The sequence below is a fragment of the Leeuwenhoekiella polynyae genome, assembly GCF_004104075.1.
Classification (GTDB): domain Bacteria; phylum Bacteroidota; class Bacteroidia; order Flavobacteriales; family Flavobacteriaceae; genus Leeuwenhoekiella; species Leeuwenhoekiella polynyae.
On sequence record NZ_QOVK01000003.1, the window covers coordinates 35845 to 52483 of the forward strand.

Sequence of the window (16639 nt, forward strand, 5' to 3'; positions counted from 1 at the left end):
CTACACTTTTAATTCACGATCAACCATTGATAACCGTACGACTAGAAAGTACAAAATCTCCGAAAACGTTGTTCTAAATTAAATTACCTCAAATAAGTATAAAATTAACTTTTTAAACGATTCAGTTTATTTAAATTTAACCTCCTACATTATAAACATTTAGCGCACAAAGCTGCCTTATTTTAAAATTCGATATAATGAAATCGTTTATTATACTAATTTTCGCCTTGTTTTTCACAAGTGCTTTTTATGGACAACGTTTATTTGGTACCGTAACAGATGCCAAAACTGATGAACCTATAGCCGGTGTTAATGTATTTATCAAATCAATTAAAAAAGGTGTAACCTCAAAAAATAACGGTATTTTCTATTTTGAACAGGCTCACGGTCTAACAAAACAAGACACTATACTTTTTAATATGGTAGGGTATCAAACACTTAAGCTAACACTTGAGCAATATGAGATGCTTGATAAAAAAGTAAAACTTGTTGAAGAGAACTTCACACGCAATCGTTCTAGTAACGCAACGGGTCGTATTATAACATTAGGTAAATCTAATAACAGCATAAAATAATAGTGTTAACTATAGTACTGAATGCTATTTTAAACATTCCTCAGTAAATTTAAGCCTCGGTCGTACCGAGGCTTTTCATTTAAATACATCTTATGAAAATCCAATTAACTAACGCTTTGCTCTTCTTTTTCTTAATCATTAGCTCATCACTAACTGCTCAGCAAAGTCAGGTATTACCCAAAGTAAATCCAGAAGAAGCAGGTATGAGTTCAAACCGTTTCGCTTATTTAGATAGCATTGCTATCGCAGCAATTAAAGATCAGCAAGTACCGGGTTTAGTAGCCTTAGTCGCGCGCAATGGCAAGATCGTATATCATAAAGCTTTTGGCACAGCCAATGCCAAAGGAGAACTTCTGGATTTCAATTCAATTTTTAGAATTGCTTCCCAAACCAAAGCCATTACTTCAACAGCGGTAATGATGTTATGGGAACGAGGAGAATTTCAGTTAGATGATCCTATTTCAAAATATATTCCTGAATTTGAAAACGAACAGGTTTTAGATTCCCTGCTACCTGACGGAACATACACTACTAAGCCTGCAACACGTCCTATAACGATTAGACACTTACTTACTCATACTTCAGGTTTGGGTTACGGCGAGATAGATGGAGACCCGCGTTTTAAACAAATATATAGCGATGCCGGAGTAACAGACCTCTTTACAACTGATGGAATACAAATTGAGGAAAGTGTAAAAAAAATTGCCAAATTACCATTGCATCATAATCCCGGTGAGAAATTCACCTATAGCGAAGGACTCGATGTTTTAGGATATTTTGTAGAAATCATATCGGGTAAACCGCTTGATAAATTCTTTAAGACAGAGATTTTTGAGCCGCTTAAAATGCAAAACACCTATTTCTATTTGCCAAAAGAAAAACGTGATCAGTTGGTTTCTGTACAAACCAAAAATGAGGGCAATTGGGTAGATTTCCCCACTACTTTTTACGATCCTGATTATCCTAAAAAAGGTAAAATGACTTTCTTTTCTGGTGGTGCTGGTTTATCAAGTACTCCAGTTGATTATGCACAGTTTTTGCAAATGTACCTTAATAAAGGCACACTCAACGGACATCGCTTGTTGAGCAGAACAACGGTAGATTTTATCCTGAGTAATCAGATAGGTGACATCTGGAAAGGTAAGGGATCGTATCACGGTTTAGCCTTTAGCGTAGTCGATGATTTGGGCGCTGCCAAAGGTGGGAAAGGAAGTCCCCGCACATTTGAGTGGGGTGGTTATTTCAACACTCAGTATTTCGCGGATCCTGAAGAAAACCTAATTGGTATTATTATGAAGCAGACTCAAAAAGTAAGCGGAGATGAAACCAGTTGGAAATTCAGAAATATTGTCTTTTCATCAATTGATGATTAATTCTATTTTTTCGCCTCTTTTTTTGATTACATGATAATAATTCAATTTATAAGGGTTAAATCCACGACTTCTTTCGATACGTTTAAATTTGATACCTAATTTTAGGCCATAACTAATAAAAGCACTCAAAAACATTCAAATGAGAAAAACGTTTTACTTTTTAACCCTTTGTGCGGGTTTAAGCACCAGTATTTTTGCTCAGGATCAAAAAGAAACTGTAGAAAAAATAGTTAAAGAAGCCACTGAAAATTCACAGCTAAAAGTATTAGCTCACGAACTTCTTGATGTTGTGGGACCGCGCCTCGTTGGCACACCAGAATTAAAAGAAGCCCACGATTGGGCAGTAGAAACCTATACCGATTGGGGGATTTCTGCAGAAAACCAGCAATGGGGCGTATGGAAAGGTTGGGATCGCGGTATCACGCATATAGACCTTGTAAACCCACGTAGCGTAAGTCTTGAAGGTATGCAACTAGCCTGGAGCCCTTCAACTTCTTCTAAAGGTGTTGAAGCAGAAGTGGTCATTCTGCCGGAAGCTAAAGACTCTTTAAGTTTTCAGAAAATGATCAATCAGGTTAAAGGTAAATTCGTTTTAGTATCTATGCCGCAGCCTACCGGTCGACCTGATGAAAATTGGGAAGAATGGGCAACACCAGAATCTTTTGAAAAGATGAAAAAAGATCGTGATGCACTTAATGATGCTTGGGATGCCCGAATAAAAGCTACGGGTTACTCATCTCGAGAATTACCTAAAATTTTAGAAGAAGCCGGTGCAGTAGGTATAATAACCAGCAACTGGTCTCGTGGTTTTGGCGTGAACAAAGTTTTCTCTGCGTATACCGAAGATATTCCGATGGTTGATATTGCTTTAGAAGATTATGGATTACTTTATCGTCTTGCTGAATATGGTGACAAGCCAAGCATAAAGGTTGTTGCTCAATCTAAAGATCTGGGTGAAGTACCTACATTTAATACCATAGCTCAAATTAAAGGAAGTGAAAAGCCTGACGAATATGTGATTCTTTCTGCTCATTTTGACTCTTGGGATGGTGCACAAGGTGCTACAGACAACGGTACAGGAACTTTAGTTATGATGGAAGCTATGCGCATTCTCAAAGAAGTTTATCCTAACCCAAAACGTACCATTCTAGTAGGTCACTGGAGTAGTGAGGAGCAAGGTCTTAATGGTTCTCGTGCATTTGTAAAAGACCATCCAGAAATTGTTGCAGGCGTTCAAGCTGTATTCAATCAAGATAATGGAACAGGTCGTGTTGCTAACATTTCTGGCAACGGATTCTTAAATGCATATGATTATTTAGGCAGTTGGTTAAATGCAGTACCTGATGAAGTAGCAGATATAGAAACGCATTTCCCGGGAGCTCCTGGTCGTGGGGGGTCTGACTATGCTTCTTTTGTAGCTGCCGGTGCTCCAGCATTTAACTTAAGTTCATTAAGCTGGAATTACTGGAACTATACGTGGCACACCAATCGCGATACTTACGACAAGATAGTTTGGGATGATTTACAAAACAACGCTATTCTAACTGCTGTTCTTGCTTATATGGCTAGTGAAGATGACGAAAAAACGTCTCGTGAACAAATTGTTTTACCGGTAAATAAAAGAACCGGAGAACAAATGACCTGGCCAGAACCTCGTGATGGTAACCGTCGCGGCGGACTGGATAATTAAATCTGAATTCTCAAAATTAATGCTATAAAATGCCCTGATTGAACTCAGGGCATTTGTTTATTTCAACTTAATACGTTCTTTCATTTTTTCTACAATATTATAAGCTGCAGGACAAATAGCAACATTCTTCAACGTAATATTTGTGATCTGCTGAAATTTCTTCCGGTCTGTATGTGGGAATTCTGCACAGGCTTTAGGCCGCACATCATAAATCATGCAGTAATTATCTGCTCCCAGAAAAGTGCATGGTACCTCTTGAAGTACATAATCGTTGTCTTCATCTATACGCAAATAGGTCTCAATAAACTGTGCATCTTTCATCCTAAAATGCTTTGCAATGCGGCTGACATCCCGGTCTGTAAATAAAGGTCCGGTTGTTTTACAACAATTAGCACATTTTAAACAATCTGTTTCTTCAAATTCTTCATCGTGTAATTCCTGCATCTGGTAATCCAGATCTTTAGGCGGTTTACGCTTCAGCTTTTTAAAATAGGCAGCATTCTCTTTATGCTTATCTTTGGCAAGATTAGGCAACTGCTCAATAAATTCATCCATAGCGCAAAAATACGCATTTAAATTCCCTTGATTTTATGACCAAAAGAGATTCTGAAAACCCTGATATTTTTGGTCAGGCATTACTCGATTTCTACACCGGTAATCACACCGAAGCTATTACAGTCATCTCGTCGCTTACCGAAGATGATGAGATACCAGTTCCTTATCTTTTTAGGGGTTTTGATGCTATGCCACTGGTTGAACAAGAAGCGTTAAGACTTGCCCAAGGAAAAACATTAGACATAGGCTCTTGTGCAGGAAGCCATAGTTTGTATTTACAAAATAAAGGTATCGACGTCACTGCTCTTGATGTTTCTAAAGGAGCAATTAACGTCTGCCATAATCGCGGGATATCAAAGACTATTGAATCTGATATTCTAAGCCATACCGAAAAGAATTACGATACTTTACTGCTTATGATGAATGGCAGCGGAATTTTTGAGACCTTAAAAAACACGCAAAACTATTTAAAGCATCTAAACAGTCTTTTAAAAACTGGTGGTCAAATTCTTATTGATTCTTCAGACATTGCGTTTATGTATGAGGAAGAAGATGGCAGTTACTGGCGTGATGCAAGCCGTGATTATTATGGCGAAGTAACGTTTAAAATTCAGTATAAAAATCAAACTTCTGAAGCTTTTGACTGGTTGTATATTGATTTTAAAACCCTAAAAACTGAAGCTGAAAAAGCGGGTTTTAGTTGTAAAAAAATTATTGAAGGGCCACATTACGACTACTTAGCTCAACTCATTAAACTATAATAAAACTAGAGTGCTTTAAAAACCGTATATAGTATTAAACTGCTTATCCTAAAAACATCATAAACTAAATACAACAAGACCCGAAAGGGAAACGTTTAGTTATTTTTGAAAACATTCAAATTATTTTTAATGACACTTAATAGAATTACCCCCTACATTACTCTTTTTTTTTCATTTTTAATACTTTCCTGTTCAAGCGACAGCGATTCTTCGGGAACTAACACTACTGACCCTACCTTAGCCAATAAGCAAGCTTTGGGCGCTTCAGCAAGAGATTTTTTAAGTGCTGAAGAATTCACCTCTATGAATGTTGAGATTGCATACGTAGATGGCTTTAGACCCTCTGATGCGACCTTAAGTAATTTGAGAGCATTTTTCTCTGCCCGTTTAAACAAACCTGACGGTATTACTTTTACCGAAACTGTGGTAGCTGCTTCTAAAGTAGGTTCTTTAAACCGCGATGAGTACACTAAGATAGAAGAAGATAATCGAACCGTTTTTAATGTTGGAGATGAACTTGGAGTTTGGGTTTTCTTTACCAATGAAAACTCAGAAAGCGATGAAGGAAACAGCCGTATTTTAGGTACTGCTTACCGTAATACTTCTTGTATTATTTTTGGCGAAACGCTTAGAGATTTTAGTAGTGGTTTCACAGGGCCAAGTCTTACCCAACTGGAAACTGTTACTACTGAGCACGAGTTTGGTCACCTTTTCGGGTTGGTAAATCTAGGTACTCCAATGGTACGCGATCACGAAGATGAAACCGCTGATGATGACGGAGAAGAAACTCCTAACAAGCATTGTGATCAAGAAAACTGCCTGATGTACTTTCAGACCGTAGCAGATGCAACAAGTACTACTATGAATGGCTTGCCTACTTTTGGAGAATTTTGTTTAGAAGACCTAAGAGCTAATGGTGGAAAATAGACTTAAGCAACCTGCTTAAAAAAACAAAAGCTTCGGGAAATCCCGAAGCTTTTTTAGTTTATAGAAAATCTTATACTAGTCTAAAACCAGATTTGTAGTAGCGATCATTTTACCACCATCAAAAATATTGATCTTATAAAGTCCTTTTGAGAAGTCTTCCCCTTTAGGTGCGATGTTTTCACAAATATCCAAAGCTGTTTTCTCGTAGTAAAATTTTGAAATTGCACTATAAGTAACACTAGTTACGCTGTCAATAGCAATAGTTTTATTTGCTCCTAAAATGTTGTTCTGAGGATCTAATACCTGGACGTATAATTCACGGTCTCCGGCATCGGCAATCCTGTTTTGTGGCACAGTATAACATGCTCTAATACGATCTACACGACGCGCTTTGTCATTTTCTACGAGTTTTCCACTGTTTCTTACAATTACGCCGGTACCTACTAATTTACTAGCAGACAAACTTGCTCCTAAAGCTACTTTTTCAGCCAATTCATCTTTTACCATATTAAGACTATCGCGTTTCATTTTAGAAACCTCTAATTCATAAGTAGTACTATCTACCTGCATAGCCAGCATCTTATTCATTCCTTTTAGGCTGTCGTTCTGAGCAAAAAGATATTCGCGTTCTTTTTTAAGCTTATAGACCTCATCACGATAACGACGTAAAACAGAAATGTTCGCATCCATTTTTTGAACAGAATCAATTAAAACCTGTATACGATCACGAGCCTGATTCAATTCTGTATCTTTAAGATTATTCTCTTCAATTACTGCGTCATATTTGGTGACCATTTGTTTAAGGTCATTAAGAACAAGTTCTTTTTCTTCGGTCAATTCTGCTTTTGTGTTCTTCTCTTGATTGTAAAGTTTAATTGCAAAAGCACCGGCTACAACAAGAAGAACGGCAAGTATTCCCGTAACTATCTTTATACCCGTATTTTTATTCTCATTTTCCATAAATAACTATTGTTTGATTAGCTTAGGCTTGTACCTATATTATATTTTAACGTTAATGCTCATTCAAAAGTGTGTAAAAGTGTAAAAACAGCTACTATAATTTACTGTTTTTTAACGAAAAAAAGGATTTACAACTGCTCTAAAAAAGCACCCAAACATACAAAAAAGACAAACACTGCATCTTTAATTTTTTATTAATAACTCAGCCAGAAAATCACATAACCGTATCTTTGAGGTATGAAAGAAAATCACAAACGTGCAGCTATACTTTTTGGAGTGCTTGCTGTAATTGCTATTCTCATTTTATTCATCAATGCAAGTTTTGGCAAAGGTCTTTTACTAGGGTTACTTCTTGCAGCTATCATTTATATCTTACGCAGCTTTTTACCCAAACGACAATAAGAACGTTCTAGATCATTTTGATCTGCTCTATTTTTATAAGATATCTAGTAATTCTTTAGCATTAGTTAATGCTCTAAACTTAGAATGATTGATTTCATCATCTACTTGCTCATGAGTCCACGTGGTATGAAACGGAATATGAAATGCATAACCACCCATCGCCAGTACCGGTATCACATCAGATTTTAAGGAGTTACCTATCATTAAAAATTCTTGCGGTTCTATATCAAGATGTTTAACCAGTTTTTTATACTGCGTTTCTTTCTTGTCTGAAACTATCTCTACGTGGTGAAAATAATCTATTAGTCCACTTTTGATGAGTTTACGCTCTTGATCAAGCAAGTCCCCTTTTGTAGCCACAACCAACTTATATTTTTTAGAAAGCTCTTCAAGAACTTCTTCAATATGTGGTAAAACCTCAACCGGTTCTGCAAGCATCTGTTTTCCTTTATCTAGAATGAATGCTGTTGTTTCGGCATTCATCTTATCTCCCATTAATCGATGTGCAGTTTCAAGCATAGAAAGCGTAAAGCCTTTTATCCCGTAACCATATGTATCAAGATTACGAATTTCGGTATCCAGAAGCATACGCACAATATCTTCTTCGTCCCCATAATCTAAAAGGTGTTTTGCAAATGCAATTTCTGCATCTCTAAAAAACGTTTCATTTACCCAAAGTGTATCATCGGCGTCAAAAGCGATGACTTTAATTGTATTTAAATCCAAATTCTCAAAATTAGAAGTTGCTTAAAAATACTTAAAAAATAAGACCTCACTGTTTAAACAGTGAGGTCTTATTTTTTAAGTAATACAGAAAGATTATTTCTTTTTTTTCATTTTATTGAGCCAAATCAAAGTTCCGGTTACTGGTAAACTGGTACCTATCAAACACGCCAAGAAGTAAATTAATTTAGAGAAAAAGCCAAAAACTTCTCCTGTATGTATTGGTTTTACTAAAGATGCCACTTGCACATTAAACGGCTTATCACTAAATTTTTCAACAGCAAGCACCTCTCCTGTTTTTGAAATGTAAGCCATATCAGAAGTAGAAGGTGACCACCCGTTAGCATTACGCTTTCTTATACTAAAGAAATCATTTCGTGATCCTGGTAAGCTTATTGAAATAGCTCCCGGATAATCAAAAATTGTGTCTGCAGTATTTAATAATTCAGAAAGAGTAATTGTTGCAGCCTCTGAGTTTTCTGTAATTTGAAATTCCGGAGAAGAACGATTAAATATTTTGGTTCCTATAAGGTTTCCTAAACCTTCTCTATACCCTTCAAAAGACCAACATAAACCGGTGATTCCCATAATAACGATAAAGATCAACGAGTAAAAACCAAGCGTGTTATGCAGATCGTGATTTACACGCTTCCAATTGGCTTTAGTTTTGATCTTAAAACCGCTTTTTACATTTTTCCACTTTACTTTCTTCGGAAACCATAAAACAAGACCAGTGATAGAAAGAATTAAAAAGATGCTTGTAGCTACACCTACAATTGGTCTACCTATTGCTGAATCTAAAAGTAACCAACGATGCATTTTGAAAAAGAAAAAACAAAAAGCATCTGCAGGATTTGCAGCAGGCTTTAAACTTTCACCGGTATATGGATTTACCATAAAACTTGTACCACGACGCTCTTTAGGATTATCTTTTATTGTAAAAACATAAGGCTCGTCTAAAGCTTCGGGGATGGTTATACTGGTTAGTACTCCACCATTCTCTGTTGTGATTTTTCCTTTTAAATCTGCTATACTTATTTTTTCGCCTTTTGGTTCTACAACTAATTCATCTGAAAACACATCTTTAATTTCTTTCTCAAAAGCCAAAATGGTTCCGCTAAGACAAACCAGAAACAAAATAATCCCACTGGCTAGTCCTAGCCAAAGATGCACATCATTAATAAATTTTCTAATGGTGTATTTTTTATTTTTCTTCATTTTTATAGATCAAGGTTTATCTAGATTTTTAATGCACACTCATTCACAAATAGCTGCAAATATAAAACGGAAAATGACTTTATGCTATTTAGACTTAATAAAAATTAAAATAATTTATTTTCGTAAATACGTGATGATCATATAAAGAAAAAGCCTCTTCAATATGAAAAGGCTTTTTATGCATAAATAGACTTAAGCGAAATACCTACCTAACTAGTTTCTTGTATTTAATACGTTTTGGCATCAAGTCACCACCAAGACGTTTCTTTTTATTTTCCTCATAATCAGAGAATCCACCTTCAAAGAAATAGACTTGACTATCGCCTTCAAAGGCTAAAATGTGTGTGCAAATTCTATCTAAGAACCAACGGTCGTGAGAAATAACAACAGCACAACCCGCGAAATTTTCAAGCCCTTCTTCTAGAGCACGCAGCGTGTTTACATCCAAGTCATTGGTTGGCTCATCAAGTAACAAAACGTTTCCTTCTTCTTTAAGCGTCATAGCGAGATGCAGACGGTTACGCTCACCGCCAGAAAGCATATTTACTTTTTTATTTTGCTCGCTTCCACTGAAATTAAAACGACTCAAATATGCTCTACTGTTTACCTGGCGACCACCCATCATAATCAACTCTTGCTTGTCGCTGAAGTTTTCCCAGATGGTTTTCTCAGGGTCAATATTACTATGAGACTGATCTACATATGCGATCTTAGCAGTATCACCTACTGTAAAATCACCTTTATCTGGTTCTATCTCGCCCATGATCATTTTAAAGATCGTGGTTTTACCAGCCCCGTTAGGACCTATAACACCTACAATACCTGCTTGAGGAAGCACAAAATTGAGATCTTCATATAATAACTTATCACCAAAAGCTTTACTTACACCATGAGCATCAATCACATTAGTACCCAAGCGTGGGCCATTAGGAATATAAATCTCTAATTTCTCGTCTGTTTGCTTCTGATCTTGAGATAAGAGTTTGTCGTAATTGCTCAAACGTGCTTTTTGCTTCGCTTGGCGACCTTTTGGAGCCATACGCACCCACTCTAATTCGCGTTCTAATGTTTTTTGACGTTTACTTGCTTGCTTTTGTTCCTGAGCCATACGCTTAGATTTCTGGTCTAACCAAGAAGAGTAATTTCCTTTCCAAGGGATACCTTCTCCTCGATCCAGTTCTAGAATCCAGCCTGCTACATTATCTAGAAAATAACGGTCGTGCGTTACTGCTATAACCGTTCCTTTGTATTGTGCCAGGTGATGCTCTAACCAGTGTACACTTTCTGCATCTAAGTGGTTAGTAGGCTCATCTAATAATAATACATCTGGCTCCTGCAAAAGCAAACGACATAGAGCTACCCTGCGACGCTCTCCTCCAGACAGCACTCCAATTTTCTGATCTGCCGGCGGAGTACGCAACGCATCCATTGCTACTTCTAATTTGTTATCTAATTCCCAAGCACCGCGCGCATCAATCTCATCTTGCAAGACAGCCTGACGGTTCATCAGCTTTTCCATCTTATCAGGGTCGCTGTAAACTTCTTCCAGACCAAATTGATCGTTTATGCTGTTGTACTCATCAAGAATAGCTACTGTATCAGCAGCTCCTTCTTTTACAATTTCCAATACCGTTTTCTCGTCATCTAATTGAGGCTCTTGCTCTAAATACCCAACAGAGAATTCCTTATCAGAAGTAACATCCCCTTGAAAGTTCTTGTCTATCCCTGCTATGATCTTAAGTAAGGTAGATTTACCAGAACCGTTAAGTCCCAAAATACCAATCTTTGCCCCATAGAAAAAACTCAAGTAAATATTCTTTAAAACAGGCGTATTAGCACCGGGATAGGTTTTACTCACCCCGGTCATTGAAAAAATTATCTTTTTATCGTCACTCATAATGTATTCAGTATTAAAAAATTGTTCTATAAAAACACCCAAAAGAACAGGTGAATCGTTTCAAATTAAGTTAAGAGAATTTATTGGCTATATCAAGCCCAGAAGCCTAAGAATAATTGCAAGCTGACCAGCATGATACGCATTATGTTCTATAACCAGCATTAGCTCGCGCAAAACACTTTGTTTGTCACCGTGCTTAACCACCTGTAGTAAGTCTGTTTTTTCATCTTCAATAAAAGCTATAAGAACGTTTCGATCTTCAAAAAAATCAGAAACTAAAGATTTCCATTCCTCTTTAGTTTCAGCCCTATTTTCTGTGGGCCAGTAATCTTTAGGCCAACTCGGTGTTACATAGGATTCGGCTAAGCAAAAATTCAATATATCTTTTTGGGCATAAACCATATGGTAAAAAACTTCATAAAAAGAATAAGGCAAACCCACAGGACGCTCTCCACTTTTCTTATAAGAAATATCTTCAAGAAGATCTTCTACATTTTTAAAAGCCTCCCCACCTTGAAGATGTCTTAAAAGCTGTTCTTTAAGTAATGTTTGTGTCATTAAACACGTCCTTTTAGTGCATTAAAAACCCAGGCGATTGCAAAAAAACCAATCCCTACTGAGGCAAAGCCCCAACCAGCGACTTCATTGTATCTAAATGCACCCAGAAATATAAGACCGAGTCCAACCACAATCATTATAAAAGTAGCCCAACCCAATACAGTATTTTTATTCATCATAGTTTTTATTTTTTTGCGTCTTGTAAAAGTTGTGAAGCTTTTACAACCAGGCTATCCGCTATATCTTTTTATATTCCTTTTCAAAAAAAGCATCAAAAAAGGATGCCGCCGCTATCCCTTACGCATCGAAGCATAGAGCACAAATATCGCATTTTTCATATAAATAGTAGCGTGTATTGATATAACGATTTCGTATTTTCGTTACCACACTATGCTCCGTTTTACTTATTCTGGTCTACTATCTATTTACATAAAGACCAGTTTTTAAGAGCGTTTAAATTTTATAGATGGATATCAAATTCAATAAAAACGAAGACCATAATAAGCTTCTTGTTTCAGACTTAAAAAGAAAATTTGCTCAGGTAAAACTGGGCGGAGGTGAAAAGCGTATCGCAAAACAACACGAAAAAGGCAAGCTTACTGCTAGGGAACGCATCGATTTTTTACTCGACAAACCCGAAAAAGCTATTGAAATTGCTGCGTTTGCCGGCGAAGGCATGTATGAAGAACACGGTGGCTGCCCAAGCGGTGGTGTTGTTGTTAAAATAGGGCACATTAGCGGAAAACAATGTATTGTAGTAGCTAACGATGCCACTGTAAAAGCAGGAGCCTGGTTTCCTATAACCGGAAAGAAAAACCTGCGCGCACAAGAATTGAGTATAGAAAACAAGCTTCCTATAATTTATCTAGTTGACAGTGCAGGTGTATATCTACCGATGCAAGATGAGATTTTCCCAGATAAGGAACATTTTGGCCGAATCTTTAGAAATAATGCGGTGATGAGTAGTATGGGAATCACACAGATCAGTGCAGTAATGGGTAGCTGTGTTGCCGGTGGCGCGTACCTGCCTATTATGAGTGATGAAGCGATGATAGTAGACAAAACCGGTAGTATTTTTCTGGCTGGTAGTTATTTAGTAAAAGCGGCAATTGGAGAAAGCGTTGACAACGAGACTTTAGGTGGTGCAACTACGCATTGTGAGATAAGCGGCGTCACAGATTATAAAGCGACTGATGATCGCGATGCTTTGACGCGAATAAAAAATATAATGGGGAAAATAGGTGATTTTGACAAAGCCGGTTTTAATCGTACTTCACCTGCTAAACCCAAAGAAAACCCTCAGGATATCTATGGAATTCTTCCTGCTAAACGCAGCGATCAATATGATATGACTGAAATCATCAAACGTCTGGTTGATGATTCTGAATTTGAAGAATACAAAAAAGGTTATGGTCAAACACTTATTACGGCTTATGCTCGTATAGATGGCTGGGCTGTGGGTATAATTGCTAATCAGCGAAAGATTGTAAAAACTAAAAAAGGGGAGATGCAGTTTGGCGGAGTGATCTACAGCGACAGTGCTGATAAGGCTACGCGTTTTATAGCCAACTGTAATCAGAAAAAAATTCCGTTAGTGTTTTTACAAGATGTTACCGGCTTTATGGTAGGTAGTAAAAGTGAGCACGGGGGTATTATAAAAGACGGAGCTAAAATGGTTAACGCTGTTAGTAATAGTGTAGTTCCTAAATTTACAATTGTGATAGGCAACTCATACGGTGCGGGCAACTATGCCATGTGTGGTAAAGCTTACGATCCGCGGTTGATTGTTGCCTGGCCATCAGCAGAATTGGCCGTGATGAGTGGTAACAGTGCCGCAAAAGTTTTGCTTCAAATAGAAACGGCTTCTTTAAAAAAGCAAGGAAAAGAAATCACTCCAGAAGTTGAAAAAGAACTTTATGACACTATCAAAGCGCGATACGATAAGCAGGTTTCTCCGTATTATGCTGCTTCTCGTATTTGGACTGATGCTGTTATAGATCCGCTTCAAACCCGTCACTGGATCTCAACAGGAATCGAAGCTGCTAACCATGCTCCTATCGAGAAAAAATTCAACCTTGGAATTATACAGGTTTAGTAGTTATGAAAAAAACTGGCTCAATTGCTGTAGCTATAATTTCATTCTTAATATTTGGAGGAATCAGCTATTACTTGGTATCTAAACTATTTAGACCTGATGTTCAAGAGAATCTAATTGAAGTTGCTCTTGAGCTCAATAAACAAGCTCCCATTCAAGTTGATGAAGAAACACGCCTGGATAGTGCAGCTGTTACCGGAGATAGAATCTTTGATTATTACTATACGCTCATATACCGTTCTGATATGGTGAATGAAGATACTATTGCTAAAAACATCAAACCAGGAATTATAGCTCAACTAAAGTCTAGTCAAGAGATGAGCTACTTTAAAGAAAATGACGTTACCCTAAATTATAATTATTATGGTTATGACGGAAAGCCTGCTGCCTCATTAAAGATTACACCAGATCTTTATAGAAATTAACTTATCTTCATCCCTTAACTACTCCCAACTCATATTATGTTTTCTGAAAAGAAACACTTAGACCAGACGCTCTATAACTTAGATTATTTTTTTGAATTGTCCCCAGATGTTATGTGTATTGCTGGCTACGATGGATATTTTAGAAAAGTAAATCCTGCTCTTGTCAAGACACTAGGCTATAGCGAAGAAGAATTATTTTCAAAACCCATTTCTGAATTCATTCACGAAGACGACAGGTCTCTTACAAGTAAAAAACGTAAGAACTTGCTTAACGTAAATGAATTAACACAATTTGAAAATAGATATGTTCATAAGAATGGTGGCGTTGTATGGTTTCACTGGTCTTCAATTACACTAAAAGATGAACAGATCATTTATGCAGTAGCGAAAGATATCACAATAAAGAAAAATATTGAACTTGAGCGAAACAACCTTCTGAAACAATTGAATGAAAGCAATAAGGATTTAAAGCATTTTAATTATTCAAGCTCACACGATTTGCGCTCGCCACTGAGCAATCTAGTCGCTCTTCATCAACTTATTGATGAATCTAAAATTAATGACCCAGAGGTATTAGAATACATAAAGCTACTCCGCCTTTCTACTGAAAACCTGCAAGAGGTTATATCCTCTTACCTTGATAGCTGGATAAAAAAAGACCGGCTCAATTTGGAATTAAGGCCTTTAAATTTTAAAGAAGTGTTAGCCACTACTCAAAACTCTATCAAGCAGCTTATCGAAAAAAACAATGCGATAGTTCAATATAATTTTGAGGCAGCTCCTACTGTTAGTTTTAATCTAAATTTTCTACAAAGTATTTTTCTCAACTTAATAACAAATAGTATAAAATATGCTAATCCAGGCGTTGATCCGGTAATACGTATATATTCTTCAAGGTCTGAAGGCAGCATAAAACTCATCTTTGAAGACAATGGCTCTGGTATAGATTTAAAGAGCGCGGGTGATAAAATTTTTAAAATTCATCAGCAGTTCCACGGAAATGAAGACAGCAAAGGAATAGGACTGTATCTGGTTTACAATCACATCACTAGCCTCGGAGGCAGCATTAAACTCGAAAGCAAATTAAATGAAGGAGTCAGATTTACCTTAACATTTAAAGATTAGGCATTTAACCCGATCCCTTCTTATTTACCTGTAAGTTCGATTTAAAAATCTGTGTTATATTCCCATTTAATTTAACTAAATCGGTTAAGCCTCTATAAAAGAATGCTAAAGAACTATTCTATCTTTGCATATTAATAGCAATTATAATTGCTATTATGATAAATGAAAACATATTTATATGCTTAAGAAGAGTCTGATTGCGTTAGCTATAGGAGGTTTTGGGATAGGGATGACTGAGTTTGTGATGATGGGGATTTTACCTGATGTTGCAAAAGACCTCAATATCACCATACCTCAAGCAGGTCATTTTATTTCTGCTTATGCTTTGGGTGTTGTCATTGGCGCTCCTATTTTGGTAGGTATTGCTGGGAATTATTCTCCCAAAAAAATCTTACTCTCTTTGATGATAGCATTTACGGTATTCAATTCTTTATCAGTATTTGCTTCTTCTTATGGTTTTATGCTTATATCCAGATTACTATCTGGTCTTCCGCACGGGGCATTCTTTGGGGTTGGTGCTGTAGTTGCCAGCAGATTAGTTCCTAAAGAAAAAGCGGCGAGTGCTGTTGCCATGATGTTTAGTGGTCTTACAATTGCTAATATAATAGGGATTCCACTAGGAACTTATGTGGGGCATAATATTTCTTGGCGCTATACTTTTATGATTGTGGTAGCTGTAGGTTTGATAACCGTTTTAGCTATTAAATTTTGGCTTCCGAAAATTGAAAAATCAGAACCTATACCTTTAAAACAGGCGCTTAAGATATTTAAACGCACTGAACTATGGCTGATCCTCGCAATAACAGCTGTAGGTACCGGTGGGTTTTTCGCGTGGTATAGCTACATAACCCCACTTTTAACAGATGTTAGTGGTTTTGATAGCGACATGGTTATTTTTATCCTGATGCTTGCGGGTCTGGGAATGACCTTTGGTAATATTTTAGGAGGAAAGTTAGCTGATAAATTTTCTCCTATTAAAGCCACTGCACTACTTTTGAGTATGATGAGTATTTGCCTGCTCACCATATTTGTAATCGCCCCTATACAATGGGCAATGTTACTAATGGTTTTTGTAACCGGTGCTTTTGCTTTTTCAACAGCACCCTCTATACAAATGCTAATGATTAAATCTGCGAAAGAATCTGAGATGTTAGCTTCATCAGTAAATCAAGCGGCATTTAATATTGCCAATGCCGTAGGTGCTTTTTTAGGTGGCTTACCTATTGCTGCAGGATATGGTTACACTTCTCCAGAGCTTGTAGGAGCTTCTCTAGCTTTTGGAGGTGTGATCCTCTCTATAAGTGTAATTGCATTACGTAAGAAAAGAGCAAAGCTCATTCTAGAGCAGGCTTAAC

The 16639-nt window shown here is 36.9% G+C and carries 17 protein-coding genes; 10 read left to right on the forward strand and 7 right to left on the reverse strand.

The features are described 5' to 3' along the window. The first annotated feature begins 197 nt into the window (after nt 1–197). The 3 genes from DSM02_RS05290 (at nt 198) to DSM02_RS05300 (ending at nt 3638) form a co-directional block, all read left to right on the forward strand. Nucleotides 198–575 carry a carboxypeptidase-like regulatory domain-containing protein gene (locus tag DSM02_RS05290; RefSeq protein WP_128764661.1) on the forward strand — a complete coding sequence of 126 codons (378 nt, stop codon included), beginning with the start codon at nt 198–200 and terminating at the stop codon, nt 573–575. Nucleotides 576–667: 92 nt separating this feature from the next. Continuing rightward, entirely contained in the window at nt 668–1948 is a 1281-nt protein-coding gene (locus tag DSM02_RS05295) for a serine hydrolase domain-containing protein (protein WP_128764662.1), read from the forward strand. A 139-nt stretch (nt 1949–2087) separates the two neighbouring features. Beyond that, on the forward strand, nt 2088–3638 hold the full coding sequence (locus tag DSM02_RS05300; protein ID WP_128764663.1) for a M20/M25/M40 family metallo-hydrolase: 1551 nt from the start codon (nt 2088–2090) through the stop codon (nt 3636–3638). 57 nt (nt 3639–3695) lie between these two features. On the opposite strand, the gene DSM02_RS05305 is transcribed toward DSM02_RS05300, so the two are convergent. Further along, nucleotides 3696–4193: a YkgJ family cysteine cluster protein gene (locus DSM02_RS05305; protein ID WP_128764664.1), complete on the reverse strand. Its 498-nt coding sequence runs from the start codon at nt 4191–4193 to the stop codon at nt 3696–3698. A gap of 35 nt (nt 4194–4228) precedes the next feature. On the opposite strand from DSM02_RS05305, the gene DSM02_RS05310 reads away from it, so the two are divergent. Together DSM02_RS05310 and DSM02_RS05315 are read left to right on the forward strand one after the other, a co-directional pair. Continuing rightward, on the forward strand, nt 4229–4954 hold the full coding sequence (locus tag DSM02_RS05310; protein WP_128762418.1) for a class I SAM-dependent methyltransferase: 726 nt from the start codon (nt 4229–4231) through the stop codon (nt 4952–4954). 129 nt (nt 4955–5083) lie between these two features. Then, entirely contained in the window at nt 5084–5881 is a 798-nt protein-coding gene (locus DSM02_RS05315) for a membrane metalloprotease (RefSeq protein ID WP_128764665.1), read from the forward strand. Nucleotides 5882–5956: 75 nt separating this feature from the next. Here DSM02_RS05315 and DSM02_RS05320 read toward each other — a convergent pair whose 3' ends face one another. Further along, nucleotides 5957–6841 carry a hypothetical protein gene (locus tag DSM02_RS05320; protein WP_128764666.1) on the reverse strand — a complete coding sequence of 295 codons (885 nt, stop codon included), beginning with the start codon at nt 6839–6841 and terminating at the stop codon, nt 5957–5959. A 237-nt stretch (nt 6842–7078) separates the two neighbouring features. On the opposite strand from DSM02_RS05320, the gene DSM02_RS20320 reads away from it, so the two are divergent. Continuing rightward, on the forward strand, nt 7079–7243 hold the full coding sequence (locus tag DSM02_RS20320; protein ID WP_161567104.1) for a hypothetical protein: 165 nt from the start codon (nt 7079–7081) through the stop codon (nt 7241–7243). Nucleotides 7244–7276: 33 nt separating this feature from the next. Here DSM02_RS20320 and DSM02_RS05325 read toward each other — a convergent pair whose 3' ends face one another. From DSM02_RS05325 to DSM02_RS05345, 5 genes are all read right to left on the reverse strand, one after another. After that, the gene (locus DSM02_RS05325) at nt 7277–7969 is read right to left on the reverse strand and encodes an HAD family hydrolase (RefSeq protein WP_128764667.1); all 693 of its coding nucleotides are present in this window, start codon (nt 7967–7969) and stop codon (nt 7277–7279) included. Nucleotides 7970–8062: 93 nt separating this feature from the next. Continuing rightward, entirely contained in the window at nt 8063–9184 is a 1122-nt protein-coding gene (locus tag DSM02_RS05330) for a PepSY-associated TM helix domain-containing protein (protein ID WP_128764668.1), read from the reverse strand. Between the two features lie 205 nt (nt 9185–9389). Continuing rightward, nucleotides 9390–11081, reverse strand: coding sequence for an energy-dependent translational throttle protein EttA (gene ettA / locus DSM02_RS05335; protein ID WP_128764669.1), 1692 nt, complete (start codon nt 11079–11081; stop codon nt 9390–9392). Between the two features lie 87 nt (nt 11082–11168). Next, the gene (locus DSM02_RS05340; protein ID WP_128762424.1) at nt 11169–11639 is read right to left on the reverse strand and encodes a DinB family protein; all 471 of its coding nucleotides are present in this window, start codon (nt 11637–11639) and stop codon (nt 11169–11171) included. Continuing rightward, the gene (locus DSM02_RS05345) at nt 11639–11815 is read right to left on the reverse strand and encodes a CAL67264 family membrane protein (protein WP_236638925.1); all 177 of its coding nucleotides are present in this window, start codon (nt 11813–11815) and stop codon (nt 11639–11641) included. Before DSM02_RS05345 ends, DSM02_RS05340 begins: the two co-directional genes overlap by 1 nt. Before the next feature lie 290 nt (nt 11816–12105). Here DSM02_RS05345 and DSM02_RS05350 point away from each other — a divergent pair, with 290 nt between their 5' ends. The 4 genes from DSM02_RS05350 to DSM02_RS05365 all read left to right on the forward strand — a co-directional run bounded on the left by DSM02_RS05350 (nt 12106) and on the right by DSM02_RS05365 (nt 16638). Further along, complete coding sequence (locus DSM02_RS05350; protein WP_128764670.1) at nt 12106–13734, forward strand: acyl-CoA carboxylase subunit beta; 1629 nt, start codon at nt 12106–12108, stop codon at nt 13732–13734. 5 nt (nt 13735–13739) lie between these two features. Beyond that, on the forward strand, nt 13740–14159 hold the full coding sequence (locus DSM02_RS05355; protein ID WP_128764671.1) for a hypothetical protein: 420 nt from the start codon (nt 13740–13742) through the stop codon (nt 14157–14159). A 36-nt stretch (nt 14160–14195) separates the two neighbouring features. After that, nucleotides 14196–15284 carry a sensor histidine kinase gene (locus DSM02_RS05360; RefSeq protein ID WP_128764672.1) on the forward strand — a complete coding sequence of 363 codons (1089 nt, stop codon included), beginning with the start codon at nt 14196–14198 and terminating at the stop codon, nt 15282–15284. Between the two features lie 178 nt (nt 15285–15462). After that, nucleotides 15463–16638 (forward strand): MFS transporter, encoded by a 1176-nt coding sequence (locus DSM02_RS05365; protein WP_128764673.1) that lies wholly within the window; start codon nt 15463–15465, stop codon nt 16636–16638. Nucleotide 16639 lies beyond the last annotated feature (1 nt).

Excerpts from the sequence above, each read along its gene's own strand:
- DSM02_RS05365 (WP_128764673.1), top strand. The coding sequence starts at position 15,463 with ATGCTTAAGAAGAGTCTGATTGCGTTAGCTATAGGAGGTTTTGGGATA.
- DSM02_RS05290 (WP_128764661.1), top strand. The coding sequence starts at position 198 with ATGAAATCGTTTATTATACTAATTTTCGCCTTGTTTTTCACAAGTGCT.
- DSM02_RS05320 (WP_128764666.1), bottom strand. The coding sequence starts at position 6,841 with ATGGAAAATGAGAATAAAAATACGGGTATAAAGATAGTTACGGGAATA.
- DSM02_RS05340 (WP_128762424.1), bottom strand. The coding sequence starts at position 11,639 with ATGACACAAACATTACTTAAAGAACAGCTTTTAAGACATCTTCAAGGT.
- ettA (WP_128764669.1), bottom strand. The coding sequence starts at position 11,081 with ATGAGTGACGATAAAAAGATAATTTTTTCAATGACCGGGGTGAGTAAA.
- DSM02_RS05360 (WP_128764672.1), top strand. The coding sequence starts at position 14,196 with ATGTTTTCTGAAAAGAAACACTTAGACCAGACGCTCTATAACTTAGAT.
- DSM02_RS05315 (WP_128764665.1), top strand. The coding sequence starts at position 5,084 with ATGACACTTAATAGAATTACCCCCTACATTACTCTTTTTTTTTCATTT.
- DSM02_RS05350 (WP_128764670.1), top strand. The coding sequence starts at position 12,106 with ATGGATATCAAATTCAATAAAAACGAAGACCATAATAAGCTTCTTGTT.
- DSM02_RS05300 (WP_128764663.1), top strand. The coding sequence starts at position 2,088 with ATGAGAAAAACGTTTTACTTTTTAACCCTTTGTGCGGGTTTAAGCACC.
- DSM02_RS05310 (WP_128762418.1), top strand. The coding sequence starts at position 4,229 with ATGACCAAAAGAGATTCTGAAAACCCTGATATTTTTGGTCAGGCATTA.
- DSM02_RS05295 (WP_128764662.1), top strand. The coding sequence starts at position 668 with ATGAAAATCCAATTAACTAACGCTTTGCTCTTCTTTTTCTTAATCATT.
- DSM02_RS05345 (WP_236638925.1), bottom strand. The coding sequence starts at position 11,815 with ATGAATAAAAATACTGTATTGGGTTGGGCTACTTTTATAATGATTGTG.
- DSM02_RS05305 (WP_128764664.1), bottom strand. The coding sequence starts at position 4,193 with ATGGATGAATTTATTGAGCAGTTGCCTAATCTTGCCAAAGATAAGCAT.
- DSM02_RS05330 (WP_128764668.1), bottom strand. The coding sequence starts at position 9,184 with ATGAAGAAAAATAAAAAATACACCATTAGAAAATTTATTAATGATGTG.
- DSM02_RS20320 (WP_161567104.1), top strand. The coding sequence starts at position 7,079 with ATGAAAGAAAATCACAAACGTGCAGCTATACTTTTTGGAGTGCTTGCT.
- DSM02_RS05355 (WP_128764671.1), top strand. The coding sequence starts at position 13,740 with ATGAAAAAAACTGGCTCAATTGCTGTAGCTATAATTTCATTCTTAATA.